A 16,555-nucleotide genomic window follows, 5' to 3' on the forward strand; every position below is an offset into this window, starting at 1 on the left:
GATTGGGCATAGGAAAACCCGTTCTGAATCAGACCTGCACACAGCAAAGTCGTCAGAAAAGTCGTAGTTCGAGCCGGATTTATCCAATTTTGTTTTGCCATGTCGCCTGTGCCCACAGGTGATCGAAAAGTCACGACAATCGAGGCAATATCCAAACTGCGTCATTACCTGAACACAGGAATGGTTTGATGTTGTTGGCCCCAACCAACAATCGACGAACCCTTTTCGCCGTTCTGACGTGCGAATATGAATTTGGGTTCTATATAAACGGGAAAGTCCGGCGTGGCATCTTCCTGCATTCTGCCGTGAAAGCAGATCAGGAAGTGTTTTTGCCCAGAAAATCCCGAATTGCGCCGATTTGCTCTTTGTCATTTAAATGGGGAGCATGGCCACAGTTCGCTACTACAAAAACCGGCATTTCCGGCTTTTTTTGTTTCATCTTCTCGACAATCGGTTTGGGAATCAGGTCTGATTGCGCGCCACTGATCAGCATTACCGGACACGGCAGGGCGTCAAATTCGGCCCAGGCATCAAGGGAATCAATATGTTCGGCGAAGACCCGCATGACTTCCGGGTCATAATGCATCATGAAGTTGCCGTTTGGCAGGCGGCGTACCGACCTTGATGCCAAAAAAGACCAAGTCGCGTCATCGGCTACCCCAAACGGGGCATAGACAAGCCTTACGAGTTGTTCGACCTCGTCGATGGTTTCAAACTCGGGGGATGCCCCGACATAGGATTTGATACTTGCAACCGCATCCGGATCAAGTTCAGGGCCGATGTCATTCAAGACCAGTCTTTCGATGCGCCCGGCGACTTCTGCTGTGGCGTAAAGGCCGATCAGGCCCCCCATGGACGTGCCAATCCAGTCACATGTTTCGATGTTGAAGTGATCGAGCAATTCAAACATTTGCGCAACATAGAAGGGTACGGTGTATTGCGTATCCGGATCGCTGGCCCAGCCGGAATATCCCCGCCCGATCATGGAGGGGCACAGAACATAGTACTGATCGGTGAAATGCGGGGCGACATGATCAAAATCGTCGGCCAGGCGAGCCAGGCCATGCATCATCAAAAGCGGTCGTTTGGATGGATCACCCCATGCCCTGACATGGACTTCATACCCGCAGCATTTGACGAAATGTTCGCGAAAGTCTGCCATGAAATGCTCCTTGTCAGGGACGGGGATTTTGCGGATCAGGTTGCGCGCTTTTGCGCAATCATGAACAGGCGATTGAACGGAAACAATGTGCGCCCGTCATCGCGCGAAGGGTACACCTGATTAAGGCGTTCCTTGTATTTTTTGGTGAATGTCGTGCGTGCTTCGTCATCGGGCAGGGCGTCCATCACCGGGCGCAGAATGGTCGAACTGGTCCAGTTATAAACTGCGTCTGGTCCGGTCAGGACGTGACAATATTGTGTCTGCCAAAGGTCCACGTCATCACATGCCGGGGCGAGAACATCAAAGTAATCACCCGGACGCATGATGCGTGCGACATGCATGGCGGCAGCGACTTCCTTGCGCCAGTCAATGCCTGCTTCGCCAATCAGTTGGTGGCTGGGGGCGAGGAAGTTATTGGGAACCTGAACGGCAAGGATGCCGCCGGGGCGAACAAACTCCAGAAGCCTTGGAAACAGTTTTGAATGGTCGGGCACCCAGTGCAGGGCCGCATTAGAAAAGAGCAGGTCAACCGGTTCGTCAGGTTGCCATGACGCAATGTCGGCTTTTTGCCATGTGATGTCTTCTTTGCGCTTGCGCGCAGTTTCAAGCATCTCGTCAGATGAATCGACACCAACAACGCGCGGGCCATTCGGTGTGTTTGCACCAAATGCATCGGCAAGCACCGCTGTCACGGAACCTGGGCCGCAGCCAAGGTCGACAATATGGCGGGGGAAAAATCCGCTTGCCGGTTTGGGCAAACGCGAAATCAGGTCGATGGCCGGTCGCAGGCGCTCATTGCCAAACAAACCGTAACGGGCAGGGTCCCAATGTGTATTGCTCATCGGATATTCTTAACGCGTTTCAAAAGGCATTTGAAGCGTCGAGGTAACCTGTTTCCAAAGATACATGCCCAAGTTCAGGACACGCGGTGCTACAAGTCGGGTTTGGCCGCTTAGTGGTCTTCGGATTCGAGTTGATCATAGTACCCCTTGATCAGGTGGAACATGAACAATACAGCCCCGATGAACAGGACAAGACCGATAAAGTAGGAATATCCGTCGAACGAACCTGAAGCATAAAACAGGCCAAAAAGACCAACCACAATGGTCAGAACGCCAAAGATCAACCGATCCATACCCATGTTGGTAATCCTCCAAGCCGAGTGGGTTCTTGATATATAAGATGTAGCGAAAACCTGACAATGATCAAGCCGCTAACGCAACCTTATGCACGATCCATTTCACGGATTCTTTGCGGTATGTCATGAAATGCCGCAGCTAGTTGCAAATAGACCGGGCGCTTAAACGGCACGATCAGATCCGGCAATGTCGCAAAATCATTCCAGCGCCAACTGTCAAATTCCGGGTTTGGCACATCAATGTTGATGTGTTTGTCCTTGCCGGTAAAGCGCATGGCGAACCATTTTTGCTTCTGGCCGCGATACTTGCCCTTGAACGCCTTGCCAATCAGGTGATCGGGCAAATCATAGGTCAGCCAGTCCGGTGTTTCAGAAACAATTTCGGCTTTGTTGGTGCCGATTTCTTCTTCCAGTTCTCGCAGGGCTGCCTCAACGGGTGTTTCGCCGTCATCAATGCCGCCTTGTGGCAATTGCCAGGCCCCTTCAAATCCGAAACGGTTGCCCATCCAGACAAGCCCGTCGGCATTAAACAGGGCAATGCCAACACAAGGTCGATAGGGCAGATCCTCTGCCGTGACCTTGTCCTTTTTTGCGACCTCGGTCTGTTTTTTGGGGGCGGACTTTTTTGCCATGATTGCTCCTGACTGGGGGGACCGGATGGCCACCTGTTCCTAGTTCTCGATTGTTTCGGCAGGTTCTTCGCTGTCTTCTTGCTGGGCGGCCTGTTCGGCCATGGCAGCGGCTTCGCGTTCTTCGGCTTCAAGACGGGCAGCTTCGGCTTCGTCGGCAGATTGTGGTGTGACCTGTTGGCTTGCCACGGCACTGACCGGTACCAGAACAACGCCCTGACGTCCGAGGCGGAAGGCCCAGTTACGCAATCGTTGAATGGTGACCGGATAGGAGTGCGCGATCCCCACGGCAACCCCGTTACGTTTCGCTACTTCGACCAATTCGGCCAGTTGGCTGTCAATCTGACGGCGGCTTGGCACCTCGTCAATAATGACATTGCCGATTGCGTTGGGCGTTCCATCATTTGAGGCAAGCTGTGCGCCATAACTGGCGACGCCGTTTCCAGACCCTTCGACATACATCAGACCCGTGCGCGAAATAAACTCAATCACCGGTCGAATGGCGCTGTCGAGGCTGCCGAACTTCGAGCCCTGACGGCTGACAAGACCGGCATAACCGGGGAAACGGGCCAGCAGCCATTCAAGGCGGACAAGGTTTTCGCCCTCTGACAGGGAGGTTAAAAGTGCGCGTGGACCGGGATCTGACAGCGGGAAGTCGACCGGTTCCATTGGCAGTTCAAGGAATACTTCATGGCCCATTGCCCGTGCGTCGCGGGCAATGGTTTGCAGGTCGCGGGCATAGGGCGAAATCGCCAGCGAGATGTTCAAGGGCAGATCATTGATCGCCGTTTCTGTGCGTTGCGGGTTAAGGCCAACCCCGGTCAGCATGACGGCGACAACCGGAACATCTTCAGGTAATTCGAATGGCCGTTTATACGCATCAAACGGGGTTGTCCCATCATCGCCTATACGCGGGATACGGCCAAAGCTGCCTTCTTCGTCAAGGCCGGGCAGTGGGGCTGGACGCAAGGGGTCAGGTTCGATGGGATCATCAAGGGAACCTTCTTCCTCGATCAGGGCCGCCAGTTCTTCGGGGGTGGGTGCATCGCTTTCGCCGGTAGCACTGGTGTCGTCCGGCGTTCCTATCAGATCAGACACGCCTTCAAGATCGCTGGCAATGTCTTCGGCGGACTGCGGTGTACCGCTGCTGTCATCGTTTCCGGATTGTTGTGCGGCACGATCGCGGTCCTGAACGTCCTGAACCCCGCGGGCAATTTCTTCCTGAAGTTCACGTTCTGTCCCCGGTACGGTAACCGTGGCGCCGGGCCCCCCCATGTGAAACAGCCGCCAACCCGTTTCCGGGTCAAGCACCGGGATCATTGCAACCGCAGTAGCCCCGAACGGTGACAGGAACACCATGATGATCAGCATTTTGGACAGCCAGCTCCGCCGTGATTTAGGGCGTTTTGGCAGCCGTTTTGTTTGAACATCAATCGGCAGTTCGTTGAACGGCAGGTCATCCAGGTCGACGTCGCTTTCATCATCAGCGGCGTCAGTCATCCCTTCGTCGAGGTCGTCGGCCAAATCTTCGGCCAGTTCCTCGTCGATGTCGCCGTCCTTCTTCTTTCGGAACGGCAAGGAATTTAGGATTTTCCTGATCACGAACAGCTAGTCTCTCATGATGCCTGACCCAGGCTTACCCGTTGGGGCGCGGGCCAAACAGGGAAATACCCCGGATCATGTCAAGCGCACGCGAAAGCTGGTAATCTTCAATCGCAACTTGCTCGGCCTGATCGCGGCGGGAATTTGCATCCTGTTCCGCATCACTGATGCCTTCGTCCTCATTGCGAAGTGCGCCGCTAAGCGATGCTTCGGAACGACGGGTCTCGGATTCGATGCTTTCGACGCGGGCTTGCGGAACAATGATGTCCGGAACAATTCCGACTTCCTGAATAGATTTTCCTGACGGCGTGTAATAGCGCGCCGTGGTCAGACGCAGGGCGACATTGCCGGGCATCGGCAGGATGGTCTGAACCGACCCCTTGCCAAAGCTGCGCGTTCCCATGATGACCGCACGGCGATGATCCTGAAGGGCGCCAGCGACAATTTCCGATGCCGATGCCGAACCATCATTGATCAAAACGACAATTGGCAAGCCTTCGGTCAGGTCGCCGCTACGTGCGTTGTAGCGTTCCGTATTCTGGGTGTCGCGCGGACGGGTCGAAACGATTTCGCCTTTATCAAGGAACGCATCGGAAACCGCAATTGCCTGATCAAGAAGACCGCCCGGATTGTTGCGCATATCAATCACCAGGCCCTTGATCTCGGGGCCGATTTCTTCGCGCATGTCGGTGATGGCGCGTTGCAGGCCGCTGTAGGTCTGTTCGTTGAATTTCGTGATGCGGATATAGCCAACGTCATCTTTTGGTTCTGCACGGACCGACTGGATTTTGATCACTGCACGGGTCAGGGTGACATCAAACGGCGTTTGTTCACCTTTGCGAATGATGGTCAGGATGATGTCGGTATTGACTTTGCCGCGCATCATTTCGACTGCATCATTAAGCGTCATGCCGCGAATGGCAGTGCCATCGATGTGGGTAATGAAATCGCCCGGTTGCAGCCCGGCCTTTTCAGCGGGCGTGTCATAGATCGGGGCGATGACTTTGACAAAGCCGTCTTCCATGGTGACTTCGATGCCAAGCCCGCCAAATTCGCCGCGGGTATCGACCTGCATTTCCTCGAAATTATCCATGTTCAGATAAGAGGAATGCGGATCAAGTGACGTCAGCATGCCGTTGATGGCAGCTTCGATCAGTTGTTTGTCATCGACGTCTTCGACATATTTGTCTTTGACCTGTTCGAACACGTCGCCAAACAGGTTAAGCAAGCGATAGGTCTCAGCCGAGGAGGTTGAAGATTGCGCCAAACTTGGCGACGCAAGGCCGAGAGTCATGCCGGTCGCGAGCGCGAGTACTGCCAATCGTGAGGTTTTCATCCACTTACCTTGCCGTTTTTCGAGGCCAGCCATGGAAGCGGATTGATTGCTTCCCCGTCCTGGCGCATCTCCAGATACAGTTTTGGCGAAGTTTCACCCATAATACCAACAGGTTCGCCCGCCAACAGATATTGTCCTACCACACTGTCAAGCCGATCAAAACCGGCGATAAGGCTATGGTAGCCTTCGCCATGTTCGATAATCAAGAGTCGGCCATACCCGCGGAAGGGCCCGGCAAAGACAACTTTGCCGTCAAAAGGTGAGACAACCTGCGCATTCGCGCGTGTGCTGATCTCAATTCCCTTGGCCCGATTGACGGTTAATCCATCCGGACCGCGTGATTTTTCCCCGAACAGTGTGACGACTTTGCCACTGGCAGGCATCCGCAAATTGCCTTGTGCAAGCGTGATCGAACTGCCAACAGCAAACTCTTCTTCTGATGTGTCGTTCCCCGTGGCCGCTGCGTTGTTTTCCGGTTCTGTTTTGGATACAGGCGCAGGCGGCGGGGTGTTTTTTGCAATGGTTGTTGTGCCAAGTGTATCGGCATCTGGCTCTGTGCGTGCGGCAAGTCTGATTTCCGGGCGCGATCGCGGTGTTGGGAGCCCTTCGGCGCGTTTTTGCAGGTTGCGCAACAATTCACCAAGCGATTTGGCTTCATCAGCTAGCAGGCTTACGGCTTTGGCGGCCTCTTCTGCTTCGGCCTCGGTCTGGGCGCGCAGACGACGCTTTTCATCAAGTAACGCGGCAAGCGATGTACGTTCGTCTTGCAATTGGGCTGTTGCGGCTGCAACGTCGCTTCGGCGTTGACGGATATCTTCGCGAAGGGATGCGATTTCAACCAGTTCCTTGCGCAGGTCGCGTGCATGTTGTTCTACGCCGGGCAAGGCTGCCTTAAGCAGTACCGCAGAACGCAATGTATCCTGCGGGGACGTTGGCAGGGCGATGACAGCCTCGGGCGGCGTCGTCGACAAACGCTGCAACGCCATCAGAATGCGGGCATATTGACCAGCCTTGTCTTCCAGACTGGTCGCGGCGTTCTTTTCACGGTTTTCAAGGGACTGAAGCTGATCTTCGAGATCGGTCAGGGTTGTTTCCAAACGCTGGGTGCGCCGTGCGACCGAGATCGCCTCAGACTGCAGGGCTTGTTCTTCGGTCCAGAGTTCGCGCGACTTGCGCGACAGAAACTCTTCCTGTTTCTGCTGTTCGGAAAGTTGATTTTCAAGCTGATCGAGTTGCTGATCGACTTTTTGCAGCGATTGGGCAAAAGAGGGCACTGCCCCGCCTGCCAGACACAGTGCAAGCACCGTCGCGGCAGGCAGGGCAATTTTCCATGTCCTATTAACTCGCAAGAAGCGCGTCATCTTGTTTCAGGCCCTTAAGCAGCGGTGTGCCGGTCATTTCAGCTGGCTGCGGCACACCAAGCAATTTCAGCAAGGTCGGTGCGACATCGGCAAGACGCCCATCTTCCAATGTTACCCCTTCCGGACCGTTAACAAGAATGGTCGGTACCAGATTAAGGGTGTGCGCCGTATGTGGTTCGCCGGTTTGCTGATCGACCATCACTTCGCAATTGCCATGATCAGCGGTGACAAAGGCAACGCCACCAACCGATTTGACGGCATCAATCACTTTGCCAAGGCAGGTATCAACGGCTTCGGCGGCTTTCATCGCGGCTTCAAGAATGCCGCTATGGCCGACCATGTCGGGGTTGGCAAAGTTCAGAATGATGGTGTCGTATTTCTCGGATTTAATTGCAGCGACAAGTTTTTCCGTGACTTCAGGCGCGGACATTTCCGGCTGCAGGTCATAGGTCGCGACTTTTGGCGATGAAACCAGAATACGGTCTTCGCCCTCGTAAACGGTTTCTTCCCCACCGTTAAAGAAGAACGACACATGCGGGTATTTTTCGGTTTCAGCAATGCGAAGCTGTTTCAGGCCTGCTTTGGAAACCACTTCGCCAAAGATGTTTGGCAGGGTTTGGGGCGGATAGATCGCATCCATGTATTTTGCGTGTTCGGACGAATATGCGACCATGCCGGCCTGAACGGCGAATTTCACGGGGGTGCCGCGATCAAAGCCATCAAACTCTGGTGCACACATGGCGGCCAGAATTTCGCGCGCACGGTCGGCGCGGAAATTGGTCATCAGCAGGCCATCGCCTTCTTGCATTCCTGCGTAATCGCCAATCACCGTCGGCAGTACGAACTCGTCGGTGGTGTCGGACGCATAGGCATTGGCAATGGCGGTTTCTGCGCTATCAGCAGTACGGCCATCGGCGTAATTTTTGCCATCAACCATGGTGAAATAAGCTTGGCTGACGCGTTCCCACCGGTTGTCGCGGTCCATGGCATAATAACGACCAGTCACGGTGGCGATTTCGACATTGGAATCGCCAATCATTGCGCGGAATTTTTCAAGGAATTTGGCCGCGCTTTTCGGTGCCGTATCGCGTCCATCCAGATAGGCGTGGATTTTGACCGGCACGCCGGCATCCGCGATGATTTTGGCAAGGGCGGCCATATGGACCTGATGGGAATGCACCCCGCCATCCGACAGGAGACCTGCGATGTGGCAAACGCCTTTGCTGTCTGACAGCTTGGTGATGATTTTTTGAACCGTGGCGGTATCGGCAATGGTGCCGGTTTTAACCGCTTCATCAATCTTTGGCAGTTCCTGCATGACCACGCGACCTGCGCCAAGGTTCATGTGACCGACTTCCGAATTGCCCATCTGACCTTCGGGGAGGCCAACATCCAGACCACAGGCTTTCAGAAAACCTGTCGGATTATTGGCGTAAAGGTCATCCCAGACAGGCGTATTGGCTAAGGCAACAGCGTTGTCCTTGCTTTCCTCGCGATACCCCCAGCCGTCGAGAATGCACAGCACCACAGGGCGCGGGCGCTTTACGGAATTCTTGTCAGTCACGTTCATAAACCCCACAGATAAAGATAAAGGCTGAATTACCCGTAAAGAATTACCAACTGATATGGTGACTTACAGGGTATTTTGCCATCAATCCTGCGACACGGCCGGAGTGGGTCAACCAATGTACTTCGCAGGTTAAAGCTCATAATGCGCAATCTAGCACGAATACACATGGCAGACAGCACCCGGGATGCGAATTTTTTGCAGTTTTAAACCAGTTCTTTTGACAGGTTCACAAGACGTAGATAGTCTTCAATCCAACGGTGAACCTCAGAATTGACGGTGACGTCATTTCACACCGCGACGGGAGAGTCCGGGAACAGTCGTGACCGGCGCCGAAGGAGCAATTGCCCTATAAAACTCTCAGGCAGATGGACCGTCGAGGATAGAGGCTCTGGAGAGAGAAAGTGGACAGCGCAGGGGAGAATGCGTTGTCTGGCTTCCACCGAAGGATGAACGCCTGTTTGCCGATGTTTTGGCAGGCAGGTCGACAATCTCAGGTCAAGGGACAGAGAGGGCACATACACCGGTTCTTAAACAGCGCGAAAACAAGCGTTTTATTGAGCCGTGAAGGAGGCCCTTGATGACACCGAATCCCGCAACCGATCCCTCTTCTGGATCGCAGAACCAATCCCAACATGACGTCAACCTGTCTGTAGTTGACCTTTATACCATCGGTATCGGCCCTTCGAGTTCGCATACGGTGGGGCCGATGCGGGCGGGGTATCGGTTTTGTCTCGAACTTGAAGCACGCAATCTGTTGCAAAAGACCGGCAGTGTCGTTGTCGATCTTTATGGTTCCCTTGCGCTGACCGGTAAGGGGCACGCCACCGATACGGCCGTGATCATGGGACTGAACGGCAAGCGACCGCGCAATATTGATCCCGATGACATTGATCCAACGATTAAAAGCATCGATGAGACCCATCTGCTTAAGCTGTATGGGCAGTATCCCGTGGCGTTTAACCGCGATACCAATCTGGTGTTTCATTTCACAGAATCCCTTCCACAGCACCCCAACGGCATGCGCATCAGTGCCTTTGACCGGGACGGATTGAAAATCCACAGTCAGGAATATTTCTCCGTCGGGGGGGGCTTTATCGTTTCAAGCGACGATCACGGTGCGGAATATTCCGGCGATAATATTACCCTGCCGTTCCCGTTTTCATCCGCGGATGAATTAATGGAAATCTGCAAGCGCGAAGGGCAATCGATTGCCGAAATCATGATGGCAAACGAACAAAGCTGGCGCAGTCCCGAGGAAACCATTTCTTTTGTTGATCGTGTGCATGACGCGATGATGAATTGTATCGATCGCGGGTGCCGTACGGATGGCATTTTGCCCGGGGGCTTGAATGTGAAACGCCGGGCATCAAAGCTTTACAAGGAGTTGACTGAAAAGCCCGAAGCAGGCTTGCGCGATCCGTTGACCGTGATCGATTGGGTTAATCTTTATGCCCTTGCCGTGAACGAGGAAAATGCCGCAGGAAGTCGCGTTGTAACGGCGCCGACCAACGGGGCGGCAGGCGTCATTCCGGCTGTCTTGCGCTATTACGAAAGGTTCGGGGCAAATGCCAATCAGCAAAATATCCGCGAATTTCTGCTGACGGCGGCGGCGATTGGATCAATTTATAAAAAGCGCGCTTCTATTTCGGCGGCCGAGGTTGGCTGTCAGGGTGAGGTCGGGGTTGCCTGTTCGATGGCGGCAGGTGCTTTGTGTGCCGTTCTGGGCGGAACGCCCGAACAGGTTGAAAACGCCGCCGAGATTGGTATGGAACATAATCTGGGTCTGACGTGCGATCCGATTGGTGGTCTGGTGCAGGTGCCCTGCATCGAACGCAACACCATGGGGGCGGTCAAGGCGATCAATGCCGCGCGTTTGGCATTGCGTGGTGACGGGCAACATACAGTGTCGCTTGATAAGGTCATTGAAACCATGCGTCAGACGGGACTCGACATGCAAAGCAAGTACAAGGAAACCAGCCAGGGCGGTCTTGCGGTCAATGTCAATGTGGTGGAATGCTAATACCTGTTCGTTAGAATAGGTGGAAATTCAACAGTTTTCGTCGGTTCTGCACGGACTTTTCTGGTTTGTGTTTCTTGTTTCTTGTCACTTTTGGTAGGGGTTCTGCTATGATTGTCCAATCAAAAAAGGGGCAAAGACCCCGTTATTGGTTGGACATAGACATGAGCAAAAAACTGTTCCGCATTTATATCGCGGTCAGTCTGGATGGCTTCATTGCGCGCGCCAATGGTGCGGTTGATTGGTTGGATGAATATGATCCGGCCGAGTTTGGTTTTGAAGATTTTCTGGACTCCGTTGGCACGTTGATCATTGGTCGGAAGACCTTTGATCAGGTCATGGAATTTGGTGATTGGCCCTATGAGACCCGTCGCACAATCGTTCTGACATCACGTGATCTTCCCGACGAACGCCCTGCCAACACAGAGGCCTATGGCGGCAGCATTATCGAACTGGTCGATCAATTGCGTGATCAACGGGCCGCTGATGGTGACATCTGGGTCGTTGGCGGGGGCAGTGTGGTGACACAGTTCCTGTTTGGCGGTTTCGCCGATCAGCTTGATATCTTTACAATTCCCGAAGTGCTGGGCGAAGGTATATCGCTGTTTGGCCGCGATGCCGGGGGAATAAGACCCCAGCTTCTGGCCTCGGAACGCTACAATTCCGGGGTCGTGCGCAGTCAGTACGGATTGGCCTGAAATGCAAGGCCGAAAGCCTATTCGCGGTGATACGGATGATTGGTCTGGATGGCGTGGGCGCGAAACAATTGTTCGGTGATAAGGGCACGCACAAGCATGTGCGGCCAAGTCGCCTTGCCCAGTGACCAAAGCGTATTGGCACGTGATTTAAGTGCTGCGCCATGCCCGTCGGCCCCGCCGATGGCAAAGGCGATGTTCCCGGCATATTGATCCATCCAACCGTCGAGTTTTTGGGAAAACTCGACAGAGCCATATTCCTTGCCGCGTTCATCAAGCGCGATCAGAAAGGCATTGTCGGGGATGACACCAAGCAGAAGTTCTGCTTCGCGGTCTTTAAGTTGATTGGGGGGGAGTTTCTTTTTTTCCTCGACTTCGCGCAGCACAAAAGGCCAGCGTAGCCGGGCAGCATAATGGTCAAACAGATCTTTCTCGGGGCCGGATTTCATCCGCCCCACCGCAGCAAGGGTAATTTGCATGTCTTTGATCCGGGCCGTTACGCTGATATCTGGCAGCCAGGCGGCGCGGACTGTTAGTACAGTCGCGCTGCCTGTTGTTTCAGTGCCGGGTTTTCAACGCCCCACATCTCTTCGATGTTGTAAAAGGCGCGTACTTCCGGACGGAACAGATGAACGATGACATCGCCGGTATCTACCAGCACCCAGTCGCCCTGTTCCTTGCCTTCTGCCAAAGCACGGCCCTGACCGGCATTCTTGATCGTTTCAACCAGATGTTCAGCCATCGACGCCACCCGGCGCGAGGATGAACCGGTTGCAATGATCATGTGATCGGCAAGGGAGGTTTTATCGGTCAGATCAATGGTGACAAGGTCTTCGGCCTTGTCATCTGCGAGGGTGCTCTGGATCAGCGAAAGCATTTCGGCCGAGGTCAGAGTTTGTTTTGCGGTACCTATGGTCGCCACCTTAATTTTCCGCGCGATGGTCGGGTTTAACCGAAAACACACATCGCAGCGATGCTTACACCTGCCATCTGCCTTCGGCGCGAATTGCGGTCGAAGAAGCCGGATGGCGCTTGATTGGCAGGTATACCCAGGCCGGTACATTCAGATCGGCCAGCAAACCCGCCCTGTCCATAGGGATGCGCCAGCGTTCCATACGGCGCGCGGCAGTCCCGGACAATGCCTTGTTAGAATACCCCTCACGGTCGATAACCGCAATGGGAGCACGTAAAATCAACCTTTCCCACCATTTCCACTTATGGAATTGGGCCAGGTTGTCTGCTCCCATCAGCCAAACGAACTTTGTTCGGGTAAAACGATGTTGCAAGGCTGCAAGAGTGTCGGCCGTATAGCGGGTTCCGAGCTCGGTTTCAATTGCAGAAACCACAATGCGGGGATGCTTTGCCATCATTAGTGCCGAATCAAAGCGATCGGCAAGGTCGGCCATACCCGTTTCCGACTTAAGCGGGTTCTGGGGGGAGACCAACCACCAGACAGCGTCCAACTGCAGGCGTTTCAACGCCTCGAGCGAAATATGCAGATGTCCTTCATGGGCGGGATTGAACGACCCGCCCAACAGGCCGACCCGGGGTGGGGCAACATGTAATCTGGGCGCTGCTGAGGTCATGGACGGGTCTGACCCTGACCGCGCACGATGTATTTATAGCTGGTAAGCTGTTCGACTCCGACCGGACCACGCGCATGGAGCTTGCCCGTCGAAATGCCGATTTCGGCCCCCATGCCAAATTCTCCACCATCGGCAAACTGGGTTGATGCATTCACAATCACGATCCCGGAGTCCACCCCGTTCAGGAACGTCGCGGTTGCCGTGGCGTTTTCGGCGACAATCGCGTCGGTATGGTGGGAGCCAAATGTGTTGATGTGATCAATAGCTTCGGCCACGCCCGAGACGACCTTGATTGACACAATCGCATCAAGGTATTCGGTAATCCAGTCATCGGCAGTGGCCGGTTTGATACGGGCATCGACTGCCTGTGCGGTTTCATCTCCGCGCAATTCACAACCCTTGGCCACCAATGCCTCGGCAATGCGGGGCAGAAGCCGGCCGGCAACCGAATTGTCAATCAGGATGGTTTCGGTCGCCCCACAGATGCCGACACGACGCATTTTTGCATTCACCACGATGTCGACAGCCTTTTGCGGATCGGCACTGGCATGGACATAGGTGTGGCACAGCCCTTCAAGATGCTTGAACAGCGGAATGCGGCTTTCATCGGTAATGCGCGAAATAAGCGACTTGCCCCCGCGCGGCACGATGACATCAATATAATCGGACAGTTTCAGCATTTCGCCAACGGCTGCACGATCCGTTACCGGGATCATCTGAATGGCATTTTCAGGCAGACCGGCCTCGTTGATGCCTGCGACCATGCAGTCAAAGATGGCGCGTGATGAATGGAAACTTTCCGAACCGCCGCGCAGGATGGCGGCATTACCCGATTTGATGCACATGGCTCCGGCATCGGCGGTCACATTCGGGCGGCTTTCATAAATGATGCCGATCACGCCAAGCGGTACAGATACGCGTGCAATATCAAGACCATTATGATCCGGGCTCCAGCGGGCCAGTTCACGCCCGACGGGGTCGGGAAGCGCGCCAACCGCTTCCACGCCTGCGGCAATGCCTTCAATCCGATCAGCATCAAGCGCAAGACGATCCAGAAGCGCATCCGTCAGGCCCTTGGCACGTCCGGCTTCCATGTCCTTTTCGTTGGCGGCAAGGATGGTGTTTGCATTTTCGCGTAGTTTGGCGGCGGCGGCCTTCAGTGCGGCTTCCTTTGGCGCAGCCGGGACCTGAGCAAGTTCGAGTGCTGCCTTGCGGGCTTTGATCCCCATATCGCGCATCAGTGCAGCGATATCATGGCTTTCGATACTGGCGAGCGCCGTCATGGTCCTGCTTCCGTTCTTGTGTTCGTGACCGCATTGCATGGATGCTTGCGGCAAGTTGTTCTGAGATTTTATCAACAAATTGGCAAAATAGACATCAAACGGGCCCACTGCAATGTCCTTGCGTGCATAAAGTATCGGCAATGCTTGCCAAACAACACGCAGCAGTCCATTTCTTGAGGACAGACTGAGATGACATGCCGTGCGCATACCGCAATGCTGTTCGGTGCCTGCTTGGGGATAAGGTTTTGAAAAATATGGGTTCCGATCAACCTTCGGCGCGTGCAGAGTTCGGCGTCGTTAAAACGTTTCTGCCCTATTTGTGGCCGCGCGGGGAGTTCGAACTTAAGGTTCGCGTTGTTCTGGCCTTGCTGTTCCTGGTCGGTGCCAAGGTCGCAAATGTCTATATCCCGGTACTTTACAAATATGCGGTTGATGCCCTTGGTGGCGGGGACAAGGCCGCGGATGCGGCGTCAAATGCGGCGCAGTCGGGCTCTACTGAAACGACGGCTTTGATCGTTGTGCCGGTGGCGCTGATCGTTGGTTACGGTCTGGTGCGTATTCTGGTGTCGGCCTTTGGCGAGATGCGTGACGCGGTTTTTGCCAAGGTCGCTCAACGCGCCATCCGCACATCTGCCCTTGGCGTTTTTGAACATCTGCATGGATTGTCGCTGCGGTTCCATCTGGATCGGCAGATGGGCGGGTTGTCGCGTGCGATTGAACGCGGGGTGAAGGGCATCGAGTTCCTTCTGTCCTTCATGCTGTTTAACATCCTGCCGACCCTGCTTGAAATCGTGATGGTCTCGATCATTCTGTGGGCGCTTTATGATGTCTGGTTTGCCATCATTACATTCAGCACGATCGTTATTTATATCGCCTTTACGCTGGTCGTGACCGAATGGCGGATGAAGTTCCGCCGTGAAATGAACAAGCGCGATGACGAAGCCAACACCAAGGCCATCGATAGCCTGATCAACTACGAAACGGTCAAATATTTCAATAACGAAGCCCATGAATCGAGCCGCTATGACAAGGCATTGCGTGGCTATGAAGTGGCCGCAGTGCAATCACAGGTGTCGCTTTCAAAACTGAACGTCGGGCAGGGCGCGATCATTGCCGTCGGGCTGGTATTGAATATGCTGTTGGCCGCCCAGGGGGTCAAGGACGGCACCATGACTGTCGGTGACTTCGTTCTGGTTAATACCTATCTGCTGCAGCTTTATATGCCGCTGAATTTCCTTGGTTTCGTCTATCGCCAGATCAAACAGTCGTTGACGGATATGGAACGGATGTTCTCGCTTCTGGATGTCGACAAGGAAGTCGAAGACAAGCCGGATGCCAGGGCTCTTGCCTGTGATGCTGCCGCTGTGCGGTTTGAAGATGTGCATTTTGCCTATAACCCGGATCGTCAAATCCTTAAGGGGGTTAGTTTCGAGGTGCCAGCGGGCAAAACCGTTGCCGTGGTCGGGCCAAGTGGTGCTGGTAAATCAACCCTGACCCGGTTGATGTTCCGGTTCTATGACGTCTCGGGTGGCAAGATCACGATTGATGGTCAGGACATTCGTGATGTAACGCAGAACTCGTTGCGTCGCGAAATTGGCATCGTGCCGCAAGACACCGTTCTGTTTAACGATACCATCGCCTATAACATTTCCTATGGTCGGCCGGGTGCCGAACACGATGAGGTCGAAAAAGCAGCCAAACTTGCCAGCATCGATGGTTTTGTTGCGGGTCTGCCGGAAGGCTTCAAAACCATGGTCGGTGAACGTGGTCTGAAACTTTCCGGCGGTGAAAAGCAGCGCGTGTCGATTGCACGGATGTTGCTTAAACGTCCGAAGATCATGATCTTTGACGAAGCAACATCGGCCCTTGATACCCGAACGGAAAAAGATATTCAGCAGGCACTGCGCGATGTGTCGCGTGGGCATACGACTCTGATCATTGCCCACAGACTGTCGACCGTGATTGACGCAGATGAGATCATCGTGCTGCGCGATGGGCAGGTGGCTGAACGTGGCCGTCATCAGGACCTTCTGGAACAGGATGGGCTTTATTCCGAAATGTGGGCGCAACAACAGGAAATTCGCGAAGCCGAAGAAATCCTGGCCCATGCCGGTGAAATCCCGACCTGATTGTATGTTTGTTTAGTGAAGGGTGACGGAGGTTCCCGCGTTTATTA

The 16,555-nt window shown here is 54.3% G+C and carries 15 protein-coding genes and 1 riboswitch; of the genes, 3 read left to right on the top strand and 12 right to left on the bottom strand.

Annotated elements, in window-relative coordinates; translation table 11 throughout:
• Positions 1 to 316: 316 nt before the first annotated feature.
• The 8 genes from JF44_RS0106280 to gpmI form a co-directional block, all read right to left on the bottom strand.
• Entirely contained in the window at positions 317 to 1,162 is an 846-nt protein-coding gene (locus JF44_RS0106280; RefSeq protein WP_033068097.1) for an alpha/beta fold hydrolase, read from the bottom strand.
• Positions 1,163 to 1,197: 35 nt separating this feature from the next.
• Entirely contained in the window at positions 1,198 to 2,004 is an 807-nt protein-coding gene (locus tag JF44_RS0106285) for a methyltransferase domain-containing protein (protein WP_033068098.1), read from the bottom strand.
• 110 nt (positions 2,005 to 2,114) lie between these two features.
• Positions 2,115 to 2,303, bottom strand: coding sequence for a hypothetical protein (locus JF44_RS0106290; RefSeq protein WP_033068099.1), 189 nt, complete (start codon positions 2,301 to 2,303; stop codon positions 2,115 to 2,117).
• Positions 2,304 to 2,386: 83 nt separating this feature from the next.
• Positions 2,387 to 2,932, bottom strand: coding sequence for an RNA pyrophosphohydrolase (locus tag JF44_RS0106295; protein ID WP_052065504.1), 546 nt, complete (start codon positions 2,930 to 2,932; stop codon positions 2,387 to 2,389).
• A gap of 39 nt (positions 2,933 to 2,971) precedes the next feature.
• A complete protein-coding gene (locus tag JF44_RS0106300) occupies positions 2,972 to 4,531 on the bottom strand; it encodes a divergent polysaccharide deacetylase family protein (protein ID WP_238318385.1) in 1,560 nt (519 codons plus the stop codon).
• Positions 4,532 to 4,565: 34 nt separating this feature from the next.
• Positions 4,566 to 5,867 (bottom strand): S41 family peptidase, encoded by a 1,302-nt coding sequence (locus JF44_RS0106305; RefSeq protein ID WP_033068101.1) that lies wholly within the window; start codon positions 5,865 to 5,867, stop codon positions 4,566 to 4,568.
• Positions 5,864 to 7,228: a murein hydrolase activator EnvC family protein gene (locus JF44_RS0106310; RefSeq protein ID WP_033068102.1), complete on the bottom strand. Its 1,365-nt coding sequence runs from the start codon at positions 7,226 to 7,228 to the stop codon at positions 5,864 to 5,866. Before JF44_RS0106310 ends, JF44_RS0106305 begins: the two co-directional genes overlap by 4 nt.
• Positions 7,206 to 8,798 (bottom strand): 2,3-bisphosphoglycerate-independent phosphoglycerate mutase, encoded by a 1,593-nt coding sequence (gene gpmI / locus JF44_RS0106315; RefSeq protein WP_052065505.1) that lies wholly within the window; start codon positions 8,796 to 8,798, stop codon positions 7,206 to 7,208. The genes JF44_RS0106310 and gpmI overlap by 23 nt, the downstream gene beginning before the upstream one ends.
• Positions 8,799 to 9,086: 288 nt before the next feature.
• Positions 9,087 to 9,181: riboswitch (glycine riboswitch) on the top strand.
• 194 nt (positions 9,182 to 9,375) lie between these two features.
• Between gpmI and JF44_RS0106320 the strand changes: the two genes are divergently transcribed.
• Together JF44_RS0106320 and JF44_RS0106325 are read left to right on the top strand one after the other, a co-directional pair.
• Positions 9,376 to 10,818, top strand: a complete 1,443-nt coding sequence (locus JF44_RS0106320) for an L-serine ammonia-lyase (protein WP_052065507.1) — start codon at positions 9,376 to 9,378, stop codon at positions 10,816 to 10,818.
• A gap of 161 nt (positions 10,819 to 10,979) precedes the next feature.
• Entirely contained in the window at positions 10,980 to 11,513 is a 534-nt protein-coding gene (locus JF44_RS0106325) for a dihydrofolate reductase family protein (protein WP_033068103.1), read from the top strand.
• 17 nt (positions 11,514 to 11,530) lie between these two features.
• Here JF44_RS0106325 and rlmH read toward each other — a convergent pair whose 3' ends face one another.
• Genes rlmH through JF44_RS0106345 form a run of 4 tightly spaced genes read right to left on the bottom strand, consistent with a single transcriptional unit; the run spans position 11,531 to position 14,379 of the window.
• Positions 11,531 to 11,989, bottom strand: a complete 459-nt coding sequence (gene rlmH / locus JF44_RS0106330; protein WP_033068104.1) for a 23S rRNA (pseudouridine(1915)-N(3))-methyltransferase RlmH — start codon at positions 11,987 to 11,989, stop codon at positions 11,531 to 11,533.
• Positions 11,990 to 12,042: 53 nt separating this feature from the next.
• Positions 12,043 to 12,432 carry a ribosome silencing factor gene (gene rsfS, locus JF44_RS0106335; protein ID WP_052065509.1) on the bottom strand — a complete coding sequence of 130 codons (390 nt, stop codon included), beginning with the start codon at positions 12,430 to 12,432 and terminating at the stop codon, positions 12,043 to 12,045.
• Positions 12,433 to 12,487: 55 nt separating this feature from the next.
• Complete coding sequence (locus tag JF44_RS0106340) at positions 12,488 to 13,096, bottom strand: nicotinate-nucleotide adenylyltransferase (RefSeq protein WP_033068105.1); 609 nt, start codon at positions 13,094 to 13,096, stop codon at positions 12,488 to 12,490.
• Positions 13,093 to 14,379, bottom strand: a complete 1,287-nt coding sequence (locus JF44_RS0106345) for a glutamate-5-semialdehyde dehydrogenase (RefSeq protein WP_033068205.1) — start codon at positions 14,377 to 14,379, stop codon at positions 13,093 to 13,095. The genes JF44_RS0106340 and JF44_RS0106345 overlap by 4 nt, the downstream gene beginning before the upstream one ends.
• A gap of 254 nt (positions 14,380 to 14,633) precedes the next feature.
• Here JF44_RS0106345 and JF44_RS0106350 point away from each other — a divergent pair, with 254 nt between their 5' ends.
• On the top strand, positions 14,634 to 16,508 hold the full coding sequence (locus tag JF44_RS0106350) for an ABCB family ABC transporter ATP-binding protein/permease (RefSeq protein ID WP_033068206.1): 1,875 nt from the start codon (positions 14,634 to 14,636) through the stop codon (positions 16,506 to 16,508).
• The last annotated feature ends 47 nt before the right edge of the window (positions 16,509 to 16,555 follow it).

This window comes from Thalassospira australica (assembly GCF_000763295.1).
Lineage (GTDB): Bacteria > Pseudomonadota > Alphaproteobacteria > Rhodospirillales > Thalassospiraceae > Thalassospira > Thalassospira australica.

What these genes read in the sequence shown, in the direction of transcription:
- JF44_RS0106295 (WP_052065504.1), bottom strand. Translation starts at nt 2,932, where the DNA reads ATGGCAAAAAAGTCCGCCCCCAAAAAACAGACCGAGGTCGCAAAAAAG.
- rlmH (WP_033068104.1), bottom strand. Translation starts at nt 11,989, where the DNA reads ATGCAAATTACCCTTGCTGCGGTGGGGCGGATGAAATCCGGCCCCGAG.
- JF44_RS0106320 (WP_052065507.1), top strand. Translation starts at nt 9,376, where the DNA reads ATGACACCGAATCCCGCAACCGATCCCTCTTCTGGATCGCAGAACCAA.
- JF44_RS0106345 (WP_033068205.1), bottom strand. Translation starts at nt 14,379, where the DNA reads ATGACGGCGCTCGCCAGTATCGAAAGCCATGATATCGCTGCACTGATG.
- JF44_RS0106285 (WP_033068098.1), bottom strand. Translation starts at nt 2,004, where the DNA reads ATGAGCAATACACATTGGGACCCTGCCCGTTACGGTTTGTTTGGCAAT.
- JF44_RS0106305 (WP_033068101.1), bottom strand. Translation starts at nt 5,867, where the DNA reads ATGAAAACCTCACGATTGGCAGTACTCGCGCTCGCGACCGGCATGACT.
- JF44_RS0106325 (WP_033068103.1), top strand. Translation starts at nt 10,980, where the DNA reads ATGAGCAAAAAACTGTTCCGCATTTATATCGCGGTCAGTCTGGATGGC.
- JF44_RS0106310 (WP_033068102.1), bottom strand. Translation starts at nt 7,228, where the DNA reads ATGACGCGCTTCTTGCGAGTTAATAGGACATGGAAAATTGCCCTGCCT.
- JF44_RS0106340 (WP_033068105.1), bottom strand. Translation starts at nt 13,096, where the DNA reads ATGACCTCAGCAGCGCCCAGATTACATGTTGCCCCACCCCGGGTCGGC.
- JF44_RS0106290 (WP_033068099.1), bottom strand. Translation starts at nt 2,303, where the DNA reads ATGGGTATGGATCGGTTGATCTTTGGCGTTCTGACCATTGTGGTTGGT.
- gpmI (WP_052065505.1), bottom strand. Translation starts at nt 8,798, where the DNA reads ATGAACGTGACTGACAAGAATTCCGTAAAGCGCCCGCGCCCTGTGGTG.
- JF44_RS0106280 (WP_033068097.1), bottom strand. Translation starts at nt 1,162, where the DNA reads ATGGCAGACTTTCGCGAACATTTCGTCAAATGCTGCGGGTATGAAGTC.
- JF44_RS0106350 (WP_033068206.1), top strand. Translation starts at nt 14,634, where the DNA reads ATGGGTTCCGATCAACCTTCGGCGCGTGCAGAGTTCGGCGTCGTTAAA.